General features: G+C 72.9%; 8 protein-coding genes. 2 read left to right on the top strand and 6 right to left on the bottom strand.

The features are described 5' to 3' along the window. Positions 1 to 72 precede the first annotated feature (72 nt). Positions 73 to 2,475 carry a penicillin acylase family protein gene (locus ACWGH0_RS17445; protein WP_453405018.1) on the top strand — a complete coding sequence of 801 codons (2,403 nt, stop codon included), beginning with the start codon at positions 73 to 75 and terminating at the stop codon, positions 2,473 to 2,475. Positions 2,476 to 2,565: 90 nt separating this feature from the next. Here the strand turns inward: ACWGH0_RS17445 and ACWGH0_RS17450 are convergent, their stop codons facing one another. Together ACWGH0_RS17450 and ACWGH0_RS17455 are read right to left on the bottom strand one after the other, a co-directional pair. Then, a complete protein-coding gene (locus tag ACWGH0_RS17450) occupies positions 2,566 to 4,122 on the bottom strand; it encodes an acyl-CoA synthetase (protein WP_453405019.1) in 1,557 nt (518 codons plus the stop codon). Then, positions 4,119 to 5,231, bottom strand: coding sequence for an NAD(P)H-dependent flavin oxidoreductase (locus ACWGH0_RS17455; RefSeq protein ID WP_453405020.1), 1,113 nt, complete (start codon positions 5,229 to 5,231; stop codon positions 4,119 to 4,121). Before ACWGH0_RS17455 ends, ACWGH0_RS17450 begins: the two co-directional genes overlap by 4 nt. A 165-nt stretch (positions 5,232 to 5,396) precedes the next feature. On the opposite strand from ACWGH0_RS17455, the gene ACWGH0_RS17460 reads away from it, so the two are divergent. Continuing rightward, positions 5,397 to 7,229 carry a serine hydrolase gene (locus tag ACWGH0_RS17460; RefSeq protein ID WP_453405021.1) on the top strand — a complete coding sequence of 611 codons (1,833 nt, stop codon included), beginning with the start codon at positions 5,397 to 5,399 and terminating at the stop codon, positions 7,227 to 7,229. A gap of 153 nt (positions 7,230 to 7,382) precedes the next feature. Here the strand turns inward: ACWGH0_RS17460 and ACWGH0_RS17465 are convergent, their stop codons facing one another. From ACWGH0_RS17465 to ACWGH0_RS17480, 4 genes are all read right to left on the bottom strand, one after another. Further along, positions 7,383 to 8,960, bottom strand: coding sequence for a phytoene desaturase family protein (locus tag ACWGH0_RS17465; protein WP_453405022.1), 1,578 nt, complete (start codon positions 8,958 to 8,960; stop codon positions 7,383 to 7,385). A 69-nt stretch (positions 8,961 to 9,029) separates the two neighbouring features. Then, positions 9,030 to 11,267, bottom strand: a complete 2,238-nt coding sequence (locus ACWGH0_RS17470) for a tetratricopeptide repeat protein (protein WP_453405023.1) — start codon at positions 11,265 to 11,267, stop codon at positions 9,030 to 9,032. 709 nt (positions 11,268 to 11,976) lie between these two features. Continuing rightward, on the bottom strand, positions 11,977 to 13,167 hold the full coding sequence (locus tag ACWGH0_RS17475; protein ID WP_453405024.1) for an acyl-CoA dehydrogenase family protein: 1,191 nt from the start codon (positions 13,165 to 13,167) through the stop codon (positions 11,977 to 11,979). 53 nt (positions 13,168 to 13,220) lie between these two features. Continuing rightward, positions 13,221 to 14,150, bottom strand: a complete 930-nt coding sequence (locus tag ACWGH0_RS17480; protein WP_453405025.1) for a DUF72 domain-containing protein — start codon at positions 14,148 to 14,150, stop codon at positions 13,221 to 13,223. Positions 14,151 to 14,152 lie beyond the last annotated feature (2 nt).

Consider the following 14,152-nt stretch of genomic DNA (forward strand, 5'->3'; position numbering starts at 1 on the left):
AGCGCGCCGGGCTGCGTGCATGGACCAATCACCGCGCAACTCCAGTGCACCACAGTCGCTTTGGGAGGCACGTTGCACTTCCGCACCCGCCTGAGACGCCTCGCGCTCACCTCCACAGCCCTGATGACGGCCGCGGTCGCGCTGCCGCCGGCCACGGCAGGGGCCAGTGACAGCGGCTCCGGCGACCGGCACCCGTCGTCCGGCGGACTGTCCGCCGTGATCCGCTACACGGAGTACGGCGTCCCGCACATCGTGGCCAAGGACTACGCGAACCTCGGCTTCGGCACCGGCTGGGCCCAGGCGGCCGACCAGGTGTGCACCCTCGCCGACGGCTTCGTGACCGTGCGCGGCGAGCGCTCGCGCCACTTCGGCCCGGACGCGTCGCCCGACGGCTCGCTGTCGTCCGCCACCAGGAACCTGTCGAGCGACCTGTACTTCACCGGGGTACGGGAGGCGGGCACCGTCGAGAAGCTGCTGGCCACGCCCGCCCCCGCCGGCCCCAGCCGGCAGATCAAGGAGTCGATGCGCGGCTGGGCCGCCGGGTACAACGCCTGGCTCGAACAGAACCGTGTCACCGATCCGGCCTGCGCGGGCGCCGACTGGGTGCGCAAGGTGACACCGCTGGACGTGGCCCGGCGCGGCTTCGCGATCTCCGTGCTGGGCGGCCAGGGCCGCGCGGCGGACGGCATCACCGCCGCGACGCCGCCGGGCTCCGCGCCCGTCGCAGGGGCCGACCCCCGGCGGGCGGCGGTGGCGGCGCGCGAGCTGTTCGCCTCGGACGGCGCCGAGATGGGGTCCAACGCGGTGGCGTTCAGCGGGAAGACCACCGCCAACGGGCGCGGACTGCTGCTGGGCAATCCGCACTACCCCTGGCAGGGGGGCCGGCGGTTCTGGCAGTCGCAGCAGACCATCCCGGGTGAACTCAACGTCTCCGGCGCGTCGTTGCTGGGCACGACCATCGTCGGCATCGGCTTCAACGACAGGGTGGCCTGGAGCCACACGGTGGCGACCGGCGTCACGCTCAACCTGCACCAGCTGACGCTGGACCCGGCCGACCCGACGGCGTACCTCGTGGACGGCAGGCCGGAGCGCATGACCAAGCGGACGGTGTCCGTACCGGTCAAGGGCGGCCCGCCGGCCACCCGGACCCAGTGGTGGACCCGCTACGGGCCGGTCGTCACCGCGCTCGGCCCGTCCCTGCCCCTGCCCTGGTCGGCGACGACGGCGTACGCCCTGAACGACCCGAACGCCGCCAACCTGCGGGGCTCCGACACCGCCCTGGGGTTCGCCAAGGCCCGCTCCACGCGGGACATCCACACCACCCTGCGCCGCGTCCAGGGCCTGCCGTGGGTCAACACCGTCGCGGCGGACTCCGCCGGCCACTCGTTCTTCAGTCAGTCGCAGGTCCTGCCCCGGATCACCGACGAGCTGGCGGGGCGCTGCTCGACGCCGCTCGGGAAGGCGACGTACCCGGCGTCCGGGATCGCCGTACTGGACGGGTCGCGCGCCGACTGCGCGCTCGGCTCGGACGAGGACGCGGTGCAGCCGGGGATCTTCGGCCCGTCGAGGATGCCCGTGCTCAAGGACGCGCCGTACGCCGAGAACTCCAACGACAGCGCCTGGCTGACCAATGCCGACCGGCCGCTGACGGGGTACGAGCGGATCTTCGGCACGGTGGCCACGCCCCGCTCGCTGCGCACGCGCGGCGCGGTGGAGGACGTGTCGGCCATGGCGCGGAAGGGCCGGCTGACGGTCGACGACCTGCAACGCCAGCAGTTCGCCAACCGGGCGCCCGCCGGTGACCTGGCGGCGGCCGACGCGGCGAAGGCGTGCACGGCGCTGGCCGCCGAACGGCCCGGCGACGGTCTGGAGGAGGCGTGCGAGGCGCTGGGGCGGTGGGACCGCACGGTGAACACCGACAGCGCCGGTGCGCTGCTCTTCGACCGGTTCTGGCGCAGGCTGGCGGGGTCGGTGCCCGCAGGGGAGCTGTGGAAGGTGCCGTTCTCCCCCGCCGATCCGGTGCGTACGCCGCACACCCTCAACACGGCCGCTCCCGGGTTCGCGACCGCCCTCACCGGCGCGGTGGCGGAGCTGAGGGCGGCGGGCATCGAGCTGGACGCGCGGCTGGGCGAGCACCAGTTCGCCGTACGCGGCGGCGAGCGCCTGCCGCTGCACGGCGGCACGGAGTCGCTCGGCATCTGGAACAAGATCGAGCCCGTGTGGGATCCGGCGGGCGGCGGCTACACGCGGGTGACGACCGGCTCCAGTCACATCCAGGCGGTGGGCTGGGACGGCGGACGCTGCCCGGTGGCTCGCACCCTGCTGACGTACGCCCAGTCGTCGAACCCCTCGTCGCCGCACTACAGCGACCAGACCCGGCTGTACTCGGGGGAGCGCTGGGTGCGGTCGCGGTTCTGCGAGAAGGACATCCTCGCCTCGCCAGACCTGCGGGTGGAGCGGGTGCGCGAACGCTGACGCCTCGGCGTGGCGCGGCCTGATGACGACGGGGACCTCACCGTGCGGTGAGGTCCCCGTCGTGCCCGTGGGGGGCGTCCGGAAAGTGCGTCACAGGGCGCGCTCGTGGCCCTCCCAGTACGGCTCGCGCAGACGGCGCTTGTAGAGCTTGCCGTTCGGGTCGCGGGGCATCGTCTCGACGAAGTCGACGCTCCTCGGCCGCTTGAAGGCGGCCAGGTGCCGCTCGCAGTGCGCGAGGACGGCGGCGGCGAGCGCGTCGCCGGGGGCGTGGCCCTCGGCGGGTTCGACGACGGCCTTGACCTCCTCGCCCCAGTCCGCGTGCGGGATGCCGAAGGCGGCGGCGTCCGCGACGGCCGGGTGGCTCAGGAGGGCCGCCTCGATCTCGGCGGGGTAGATGTTGACGCCACCGGAGATGATCATGTCGATCTTCCGGTCGCGCAGGAAGAGGTAGCCGTCCTCGTCGAGCACGCCGAGGTCCCCGACGGTGAAGAAGTCGCCGATGCGGTTCTTCCTCGTCTTGCTCTCGTCCTTGTGGTAGCTGAAGCCGCCGGTGCTCATCTTCATGTAGACCGTGCCGAGTTCGCCGGGCGGCAGGCGGTTGCCCTCGTCGTCGAAGACGGCGAGTTCGCTGATGGGCCAGGCCCTGCCGACGGTGCCGGGCTTCTTCAGCCAGTCCTCGGCGGTGGCGAAGGCGCCGCCGCCCTCGCTGGCCGCGTAGTACTCCTCCACGCAGTGGCCCCACCAGTCGATCATCGCCCGCTTGACGTGGTCGGGGCAGGGCGCGGCGCCGTGGACGGCGTGGCGCATCGAGGACACGTCGTACCGCGCGCGGACGTTCTCGGGAAGGGCGAGCAGCCGGTGGAACTGCGTGGGCACCATGTGGGTGTGCGTGCACGCGTACCGGTCGATCAGGCGCAGCATCTCCTCCGGCGTCCACTTGTCCATGAGGACGAGCGGATGGCCGATGTGCAGGGCCGCGCCGGCGAACTGGAGCACGGCGGTGTGGTACAGCGGTGAGCAGACGAGGTGGACGTTGTCGTCGAAGGGGCGGATGCCGAAGATGCCGAGGAAGCCGCCGAGGTAGGACTCCTCGGGGAGCCTGCCGGACAGCGGGCGGCGGATGCCGCGCGGGCGTCCGGTCGTTCCCGAGGTGTAGTTCATGACCCAGCCGAGGGTGCGGTCGGCAGGCGGTGACTCGGGCTGTCCTGTGAGCAGTTCGGCGTACGGGCGGAACCCGGGAACGTTCCCGACGGCGTAGCGGCGGTTCCCGGGAAGCCCCGCTTCGTCGGCCGCGTGGGTGGCGGCGTCGGCGAAGCGCTCGTGCGCGACGACCACCTTGGCACCGGAGTCGGCGACGATCCAGGCGATCTCGGGGCCCACGAGATGGTGGTTGACGGGGACGAGGTAGAAGCCGGCCTGGGAGGCGGCCAGGTAGGCGGTAAGGAACTCGGCGCCGTTGGGCAGGACGACGGCGAACGCGTCGCCCTCGCGCAGGCCGGCCGCGCGCAGTCCGTGGACCAGCCGGTTGGCGTCGCCGTGCAGCCGCCCCGCCGTCCACCGCTCGCCGTCCGGTGCGGTGAGAACCGTACGGGCGGGGTCCGCCGTCGCCTGGGCCCAGAAGCCGTTGGGCGGCTGGGTCGCGGTCATGACCGGTCGCCCCTTCCGGCGATACGGACGACACGGTCCACGGCACGCTCGAATCCGCGCGTGAGGTCGTCGAAGACGGCCTGGACGCTGCGTTCGGACGTCATACGGCCGACGATCTGGCCGACGGGAGTGCCGAGCAGCGGCCCGACCTCGTACTTCTGGATACGGGAGACGGCTTCGGCCACGAGGAGCCCCTGGAGCGGCATGGGCAGGGGGCCGGGTCCGCTCGGGTCGTCCCAGGCGTCGGTCCACTCGGTGCGCAGCTGGCGGGCGGGTTTGCCGGTCAGGGCGCGGGAGCGGACGGTGTCGCCGGACCCGGCGGCGAGGAGTTTGGCGGTGAGGGCGCGCGAGTGGAGGTCGGCCTCCTCGGTGGTCAGCCAGATGGAACCGAGCCAGGCGCCCTGGGCGCCGAGGGCCAGACCGGCGGCTATCTGTTCGCCGCTGCCGATGCCTCCGGCCGCCAGGACGGGCAGGGGGTGCACGGCCTCGACCACTTCCGGCACGAGCACCATGGACGCGATCTCGCCCGTGTGGCCGCCGGCCTCGTAGCCCTGGGCGACCACGACGTCGATGCCCGCCTCGGCGTGGTGCCTGGCGTGCCGGGCGCTGCCGGCGAGGGCGGCGACGAGGACGCCGTGGTCGTGGGCGCGGGCGACGACGTCGGCGGGCGGCGAGCCGAGGGCGTTGGCGAGCAGCTTGACCGGGTAGTCGAACGCGACGTCGAGCTGGCTGCGGGCCACCTCCTCCATCCAGCCGGTGATCCGCCACCCCGACGCCTCCCCCTCGGCGAGTTCGGGCACGCCGTGTTTGGCGAGGGTCTCCTCGACGTACCTGCGGTGCCCCTCGGGGATCATCGCCTCGACGTCGGCCTCGGTCACGCCCTCGACCTTCCTGGCGGGCATGACGACGTCCAGGCCGTACGGCTTGCCGTCGGTGTGTTCCGCCATCCAGTCGAGGTCGCGGGCGAGTTCGCCGGGCGCGGTGTAGCGGACGGCGCCGAGTACGCCGAACCCGCCCGCCCGGGTGATGGCGGCGGCCACCGCGGGGAAGGGTGTGAAGCCGAAGATGGCGTGCTCGACACCCAGTTTCTTGCTCAGCTCCGTCTCCATGGGCGGCAGGATGCCGCAGCGGGGCGGACGAGGGAAGAGATTTCCTGATGCAGCGTCAGGTTTCTTGGCCTCCGCCCGGTGGTTGACACCTCCTCGCCCCTGCAAGAAAGTTTCATCTGTTGAGCTTGTGGCGGAAGTTACTTTCACATTCACAAGGGGTGGCTCGTGACCGACGGTGCGGAGGACGTGGGAGCGGCAGCGGGCAGAGGCATCAGCCGGCGCAGTCTGGGCGGCATCGTGGCACTGGGCGGCGCCCTGGTGCTCGCGCCGTCGGCGGCCGGGCGGGCGGGCGCAGCGACCGGGCGGGCGGGCACAGCGGCGACCGCGCCGGGCGGTGGCCGTCCGACGCTGCGCCGCGGTTCGCCCGAACGCGCCGGGCTCCTCCCCGGCCCTCTGAACCAGCTCGTCACCGACGCCGAGCGCTACCTCGGCCCCTCCCCCAAGTACCCGTGGTACGCGGGCGCGGTGCTGCTCGCCGGACGGGGCGCAACGGTGGCGCTGCACCGGGCGATCGGATCGGCTGTGCGGTACGCGGCGTACGACGAGAAGACCGACACGGCGGTGGAGTTCCCGGCGGACCAGCAGATCGCGATGGCCGAGGACACGGTCTTCGACCTGGCGTCGGTCTCCAAGCTCTTCACCTCGATGCTGGCCGTGCAGCAGATCGAGCGAGGCGCCCTGGAGCTGGAGGCGAAGGTCGCCGCGTATCTGCCCGATTTCGGCGGCGCGGGCAAGCAGGAGATGACCGTACGCCAGCTGCTCACGCACACGTCGGGGTTCCGGGCGTGGATCCCGCTGTACAAGGAGCCGACATGGGAGGGGAAACTGCGGCTGCTGTGGAACGAGGCGCCGGCCAGCCCTCCGGGCACCAAGTACCTCTACTCGGACCTGAACCTGATCTCCCTCCAGCTGGTGCTCGAAGAGATCACCGGTCGCACTCTGGACGCACTGCTCCACGACGAGATCACCGCTCCGCTCGGGATGCACCGCACGCGTTTCAACCCGCCGCCCTCCTGGAAGCCGAAGATCGCCGCCACGGAGGACGCCAGGCCGCCCTGGTCGGGCCTCGACCGGGGCATGGTGTGGGGCGAGGTGCACGACGAGAACGCGTACGGGTTCGGTGGTGTCGCCGGTCACGCCGGCGTCTTCTCCACCGCGTGGGACCTCGCGATTCTCGCCCGTACGCTCCTCAACGGCGGCGCGTACGGGCGGGCGCGCATCCTGCGCCGCGAGTCGGTGGAGCTGATGTTCACCGACTTCAACACGGCGTTCCCCGGTGACGAGCACGGCCTCGGCTTCGAGCTCTACCAGCACTGGTACATGGGCGCCATGGCCACGCCGAGGACGGCCGGCCACACCGGGTTCACCGGCACCAGCCTGGTTCTCGACCCGTCCACCGACTCGTTCCTCGTACTGCTGGGCAACTCGGTCCACCCGGTGCGCAGCCGCCGCTCGGGCAGCGCCCCGCGCGTGGCCGCGGCCAACCACCTGGCCCGCGCCGTCGCGGTACGTCCGCGCCGAGGCCGCACCGCCTGGTTCTCCGGCACGGCCTCGGCCACCACGGCCACGCTCACGCTGCCCGGCGTGGCCCTCGACCCCGCCTCGCGGCGCCCGCACCTGCGCTGCTCGCTGTGGTGGGACACCGAGCCGGGTTCCGACCGGCTCTTCCTCGAAGCGTCGGCGGACGCGGGCGCCACCTGGCAGGCGGTCCCGTTCACGACCGTACGCAAGGGGCAGGAACCGCAGGCGCATCCGGCGGGGGCCGTCAGCGGGTGGTCGGGGCGCGTGTGGCACCGGCTGGACGCGGACCTCGCGGCCTGGCGCGGCAAGGAGGTGCGGCTGCGCTGGCGCTACCGGACCGACGCGCTGTACGTGGGGCGCGGGGCGTACGTCGACGGGCTGCGGGTCGGCGACGGCCGTCGCGTCCTGTTCGACGAGGCGAGGCCCGAGGACGCGGCCCGCGTCGAGGCGCACGGCTGGGTCGCTTCGGAGGACTGAGCGGACTGAGCGGGACGGAGCACAGGGGTGTCCGAGCGCGCCTGTGCCACGGCTCCTTCAGCAGTTCCGCCCCTCCGGCGCGCGGCACTCCGGCACTCCCTCCGGCGCGCGCGGCACCCCGGCATCCCTGTCCTCAGCCGTTCACAGCCGTCCTCAGCGGCCGAGAACCGCCATGGCCGCGTTGTGGCCGGGGATGCCGCTCACCCCGCCGCCGCGGACGGCGCCCGCCCCGCAGAGCAGGACGTTGGCGTGCGCCGTCCGGACGCCCCACCGGCCGGCCGCTTCCGGCCCGTCGGCGTACGGTTCGTCGGCGTACGGGAAGGCGAGTGGGCGGTGGAAGATGTTGCCGCCGGGCAGCCGCAGTTCCCTTTCGAGGTCGAGCGGGGTTTTCGCCTCGATGCAGGGGCGGCCGTTCTCATCGAGGGCGAGACAGTCGGCGAGCGGCTCTTCGAGGTACGCGTCGAGTTGCGCGAGGGTGGCCGCCAGGAGGTCGGCGCGGACCCCTTCGTTGTCGTGCGCGAAGAGACGGGCAGGGGTGTGCAGGCCGAAGAGCGTGAGGGTCTGGTAGCCCTGCGCGGCGAGCTCGGGGCCGAGGATCGAAGGGTCCGTCAGCGAATGGCAGTAGATCTCGGAGGGCGGAGCGCTCGGCAGTCGCCCCGCCGCGGCCTCTCCGTACGCGGCCGCCAGTTGGCCGTACCCCTCCGCCACGTGGAACGTTCCCGAGAACGCTTCCTTCGCTTCCACGGAACGGTCGCGCAGACGCGGCAGCCTGCGCAGCAGCATGTTGACTTTGAGCTGCGCCCCTTCAGTCGGTCCGGCGGCGGCCCCGGGAGCGGACGACGTGTCCCCCAGGAGCGACGCGAGTACGTCGGGCGAGGCGTTCACGAGAACGTGCCGGGCGGCCACAGTGCCCTCCCCCGTGTCGCCGCGGAACGTCACCTCGGCGCGGCTCCCGTCCGTGTCGAGGCGGGTCGCCTCGTGGCCGGTGACGATCTCGGCCCCCGCGGCCCGAGCCGCGTCCGCGAGCGCGTCGGTGAGCGCCCCCATGCCGCCCACGGGAACGTCCCAGTCACCCGTTCCGCCGCCGATCACGTGGTAGAGGAAACAGCGGTTCTGCAGCAGCGTGGGATCGTGCGCGTCGGCGAACGTGCCGATGAGGGCGTCCGTGAGGACGACACCCCGTACGAGATCGTGCGCGAAGTACTTCTCGATCGCGACGCCGATCGGCTCCTCGAAGAGCATCCGCCACGCCGCCTCGTCACCGACGCGCGCCCGCAGCGCCTCGCGGGTGGGGAGCGGCTCGGTGAGCGTCGGGAAGACACGCTCGGCCACCTGGCGCATGACGCCGTAGAAGGACTGCCAGGACGCGAACTCCGTGTCGCCGCCCGTGAGCCGGGCGAACGACTCCCTGGTGCGTTCCGCGCCGCCGCCGACCAGCAGGCCGCCGTGCCCGCTCGGCGTGTACGACGAGACGGTGCGCTTGCGCACGGCGAAGTCCAGCCCCAGGTCGCGGACGATCCGCCGGGGCAGCAGCGACACCAGGTACGAGTAGCGGGAGAGCCGGGCGTCGACTCCGGCGAAGGGGCGCGTGGACACCGCCGCGCCGCCGGTGCGGCCGAGGCGTTCCAGCACGAGGACCGAACGCCCCGCGCGCGCCAGATAAGCGGCGGCGACGAGGCCGTTGTGTCCGCCGCCGACGATCACCGCGTCATAGCTGTCCTGTACGGGCATGGCGTGCGCACTCCTGTCGCTGAGGGCTCGGTGGCTGTGCCGGCGTATCCGTACGTACCCCGGAACGGGTCACAGGTTCTCCGCGCCGCGCCGCTGCCGCAGCGCGGCCACCCGCCGGTACAGTTCGACGGCCTCCGCGCCGCGCCCGAGTTGCTCCAGGCAGTGGGCCTCGTCGTTGCGGCTGGCGAGGGCGTCGGGATGGTCGGCGCCCAGGACGCGTTCGCGGGCCTCGGCGACCTGCCGGTAGACGGCGAGCGCGTCGGACCACCGGCCGAGCCAGCCGAGGCCGACGGCGACCTCACGGCGGCTGACGAGCGTGTCGGGGTGGTCGGCGCCCAGGACGCGTTCGCGGATCGCGCACACGTCGCGGGCCTCCGCCAGCGCCTCCTCCCACCGGGCGAGGCGGCCGAGGTTGACGCCGAGGCCGTGCCGCGCGCGCAGCGTCTCCGGATCGTCCGGTCCCTGCGCCCGGGTGCGGTCGTCGACGAGCGCCCGGTAGAGCTCCAGCGCCTCGGCGCTGCGCCCCAGCCGCCCCAGGCTGATGCCCACCTCGTAGCGTGCGGCCAGCGTGTCCGGGTGATCGGCCCCGAGCGCCTGCGCGCGGGCCTGGGCCACCTCGCGGTACGTCTGGAGGGCCTCCGTCCAGCGCCCCAGCTGTCCGAGCGCGTACGCGACCTCGTACCGCGTGACGAGCGTGTCGGGGTGCGTCGCGCCGAGCACCCGGGCGCGGGCCGCCGCCACCTCGTGAGCCATGCGGTACGAGTCCTCCAGGCGCCCGAGCCTGCTCAGGTTGAACGCCAGGTTGTGCCGGCACCGCAGCGTGTCCGGGTGGTCGGCCCCCATCGTGCGTTCCCGGGAGGCGAGGACCGCGGCGTACACCTGGTGCGCCTCGAAGTGCCTGCCGAGCTGCCCGAGGACGTACGCCGTCTCCTGGCGCGCGGCGAGGGTCTCGGGGTGGTCGGGGCCCATGGTGCGCTCGCGTCCCTCCGCGACCCGGTTGAACTCGCGCAGGGCGTCGGCGGCGCGTCCGGTCCTGCTGAGCGTGAACCCGACCTCGTAGTGGCTGGCGAGGGTGTCGGGGTGGTCGGGGCCCAGGGTGTGTTCGCGCTCGGCGGCGACGGCCCGGTGCACCTCCCCGGCCTCGTCCCAGCGGCCGAGCCGGCCGAGGCTGAGTCCGGCGTTGTGCCTGCTGTTGAGGACGGCCAGCGCCTCGGGCGTCGGTGTGGGACGCTCCGGCCGGCGCGCGGCGGGAAGGGCGGCGGGCGCTCGCACGCCCGTCCCGGTGGTCCACTCACCCGTCAGCCCCGCGGAGTGGTCCGGCAGGCTCTGCGGAAGCGCCCGGGTGCCGCTCGCCTTGTGACCGGTGGTCATGCCGCGCGTCCAGGAGGGCAGCCGGGGCGCGCGGGACGGCGGCTGCTCGGGCCGCGGCAGCGGGCCGAGTGCGGCGACGGGGCCGGACGAGCGGCCTGCGGTCAGCCGGTGCGCCAGTTCCCTGGCGTCGGCCGGCCGCTCCTCGGGGGTCTTGGCGAGCAGGTCGAGCACGGCACGGTCGAAGAACGCGGGAAGCTCCGGCCGGTGGGTGCGCGGCGGCTCCGGCCGGGTGTCGCGGTGGCCGACGAGCACCGCCCAGGCGTCGTCGAGGTCGAACGGCGGCACGCCGGTGGCGATCTCGTACAGGACGCAGCCCAGCGAGTAGAGGTCGCTGCGGTGGTCGACCTCCACGCCGCTGATCTGCTCGGGCGACATGTAGTGCGGGGTGCCCATGGCGATTCCGGTGCCGGTGAGCCGGGAGGTGAACCCGATGTCGTGGCCCAGGCGCGCGATGCCGAAGTCGCAGATCTTCACCGTGCCGTCGGTGAGCCGCATGATGTTGGCCGGTTTGAGGTCGCGGTGGACGATGCCCTGTTCATGGGTGTACGCGAGGGCCCAGGCGACCTGCTCCGCGATGTCGACGACGTCGGAGACGTCCAGCGGGTGCGCCTTGTTGTCCTCCAGGAGCTGGCTGAGGTTGCGCCCGTCGAGCAGTTCCATCACGAGGTAGAGGACGCCGTCGTGCTCGCCGAAGTCGTGGACGACGGTGACGCCGCGGTGCTGGAGGGCGGCCGCGACGCGGGCCTCCCTGCGGAAGCGTTCGCGCAGCACTCCGGTGAACGACGGGTCGTGCTGGGGGCCCACCGGCTTGAGGCATTTGACGGCGACCTTCCGCCCCAGCGACTCATCGTGGGCACGCCACACCTCTCCCATGCCCCCGCGCCCGATCTGGTCGAGCAGCCGGTACCGGCCCTGGATCAGCCTGGTGTCCGCCATCTCCCGCTGTCGCCCCCGTCACTCCGCTGCGCCCTCCCCGGCCCGTCCAGTATGGACGCCTGTCTGCGGAGTTTGTACGGTGCGGGGCGCGCGTCGGGGCCGGGGAAGGCCGTCGCCCCCGGAAGGTGACGGAACCGGCGGTTGCCACCGCACAGGCGGCGGGTTGGAGCGCGGGCCCGTCACGGTTGACGACGTGCGGGCGGGCGGCGGCCCCGGGGCGGGTGCGGAGCGTACGTACAGCTCAGGGGCGCGGGAGGCAGTGCGGCATGCACCCAGCCGGCCACGCGTCGGCGGCAGTGACGGGCGCACCGGAGGTTTGCGAAGCGAACGGCCTGCCGCGTCGCTCAGCGGCGGTTCCGGCTCTTGGTCTCCTCGCCGGCCTTGTCGCACGTCACCCACTCGCCGGTTTCCCCACACCGGCCGTACCGGCCCTCGTCCAGCAACTGCACCGGGCGGCCTATGTCCTGTACGCGTTCCCGCGCGCCGCGGAGGAGGATGTCCTGGTGGTGAGCCCGAACGCCCGTTTCCTCGACTGCATCTCCCAGGTCCTGCCCTCGCTCGGAGAGAACGACGTCCTCCTGGCGACGGCGCCTGTGCGCGATCACCGTCCGGCCCGCCTGACGACTCCGCGCCCGCGTCGTCGCCGCGGGCGCACCCGGCGCGGTACGGACACCCGCCCGCGCGCCCGGGGCCGTGCGCCGCCCCGACGTCAGCGGCGTACGCGCGGCATTCCCAGGCCGATCCACGAGATGATCTCGCGCTGGATCTCGTTGTTGCCGCCGCCGAAGGTGAAGATGACCGCGCTGCGGTAGCCGCGTTCCAGTTCACCGCGCAGGACCGCGCCCGCCGATCCCTCCTTCAGCGGTCCGGCCGCGCCGACGACCTCCATCAGCCAGGCGTAGGCGTCGCGGCGGGCCTCGGAGCCGTAGACCTTCACGGCGGAGGCGTCCTGCGGGGTGAGCGTGGCGTGCTGGAGGGCCGAGACCATCTGCCAGTTGAGGAGCTTCATCGCGTCGAGTCTGGTGTGGGTCCTCGCGAGCCGGCCGCGCACCCAGCCGAGGTCGATGACGCGGCGCCCGTCCGCGAGCTTCGTGCCCGCCGCCCAGCGCTGGACGTCGTGCAGGGCGCGGATGGCCATGGTGCCGTGGGCGGCGAGGGTGACGCGTTCGTGGTTGAGCTGGTTGGTGATGAGCCGCCAGCCCTTGTGCTCGTCGCCGACGCGGCGGGAGACGGGAACGCGGATGTTCTCGTAGTAGCTCGCCGTGGTGTCGTGCGAGGCGAGGGTGTTGATGAGGGTGCACGAGTAGCCGGGGTCGCTCGTGGGGACCAGCAGCATGGTGATGCCCTTGTGGGGAGGCGCGTCCGGGTCGGTGCGGACCGCGAGCCACACCCAGTCGGCGGTGTCCCCGTTGGTGGTCCAGATCTTCTGCCCGTTCACGACGTAGTGTCCGGTCGTCCCGTCGCCCTCGCGTACGGCGCGGGTCTTCAGGGCGGCGAGGTTGGTGCCCGCGTCGGGCTCGCTGTAGCCGATCGCGAAGTCGATCTCGCCGGCGAGGATGCGGGGCAGGAAGTACGCCTTCTGTTCCTCCGTGCCGAACCGCATGATCGTCGGGCCCACGGTGTTGAGGGCCATCAGCGGCAGCGGTACACCGGCCTGCGCGGCCTCGTCGAAGAAGATGAACTGTTCCACCGGCGAAAGACCCCGCCCGCCGTACTCCTCGGGCCAGCCAACACCGAGCCAGCCGTCCGCGCCCAGGCGGCGGACGGTGGCGCGGTAGAAGCGCTTCTGGGCCGCCGGTTCGGCGTACCGGGCGTAGGCGTCGTCGGGTACCAGCTCGGCGAAGTACGCACGCAGTTCGGCGCGCAGGCGCGTCTGCTCAGGTGTGTATGCGAGGTGCACGGGCCCTCCGGGGTGTCGCAGTCCCTACGGCGGCGCACACACTAGAACGTGTTTCAAGAATCCGGAAGGGTCTGTGACGCCCCGTCGTGGCCGCCGCGCGGGTGCGGCAGGTCCGCCAGCAGGCCGGACATCGTCTCGGCGGCGTCGACCGACGCCCGCGCACAGCAGTTGTTGAACAGGACGTGCACCTGATCCACGCGCTGTGCGAGCGCGCGGACGCGCGGGACCCAGCCCTCCAGTTCGTCGCGGGTGTAGTGGTGCCGGTACTTGCTCTCCTTGGTGCCGGTTCCCCAGTGCGGGCTGCGTCCGTGGAACCGCACGACGGAGAGCCCGGGCGCCGTCGCCTCCGCGACGGGCGGCACCGAATCGGGCAGTCCCTGAAGGGTGTCCACGGCCACCAGTGCCATGCCCCGTTCGCGCAGGAACCGCGTCGTCTCGGCGACACGGTCCGGTGCGAGCCACTGCGGGTGCCTGAACTCGACGGCGATCGGCGCCCCGGTACGTTCCGCGCACTCCTCCATGTACGCCTGCGCACGGGCTCCCGGGCGGAACCAGGGCGAGAACTGGAACAGCACGCTGCCCAGCCGGCCGGCCTCGCGATGCGGCGCGCGGCCGGCCCTGAACCTCTCCCACAGCTCTTCCACCGCGCCGGCCGACATCCGGGAGCTGCGGACCCACGCGGTCGGTTCGAGGCCCGTCGGCCGCAGCGCCGCCGGCAGTGCGCCCACCCGGGCCCCGTGCCCGGTGAGGAGGGCGAACGCCTTCACGTCGAAGAGGAAGCCCTCGGGGGTGCGTTCCGCCCACAGGGCGCTGACCCGCTCGGAAGGCAGCGCGTAGAAGGTGCTGTCCGCCTCGACGACGGGGAACCGGGTGGCGTAGTGCCGCAGCCGCCCCTCGGCCCCCCTGGCCCCCGGCGGGTACCAGCCGCTGGACACCAGCGCGGGATCGGTCCACGAGCAGGTGCCCACGAGAATGTCTCCCATGG

The organism is Streptomyces sp. NPDC054887, from assembly GCF_053610585.1.

Excerpts from the sequence above, each read along its gene's own strand:
- ACWGH0_RS17450 (WP_453405019.1), bottom strand. The coding sequence starts at position 4,122 with ATGACCGCGACCCAGCCGCCCAACGGCTTCTGGGCCCAGGCGACGGCG.
- ACWGH0_RS17455 (WP_453405020.1), bottom strand. The coding sequence starts at position 5,231 with ATGGAGACGGAGCTGAGCAAGAAACTGGGTGTCGAGCACGCCATCTTC.
- ACWGH0_RS17465 (WP_453405022.1), bottom strand. The coding sequence starts at position 8,960 with ATGCCCGTACAGGACAGCTATGACGCGGTGATCGTCGGCGGCGGACAC.
- ACWGH0_RS17470 (WP_453405023.1), bottom strand. The coding sequence starts at position 11,267 with ATGGCGGACACCAGGCTGATCCAGGGCCGGTACCGGCTGCTCGACCAG.
- ACWGH0_RS17480 (WP_453405025.1), bottom strand. The coding sequence starts at position 14,150 with ATGGGAGACATTCTCGTGGGCACCTGCTCGTGGACCGATCCCGCGCTG.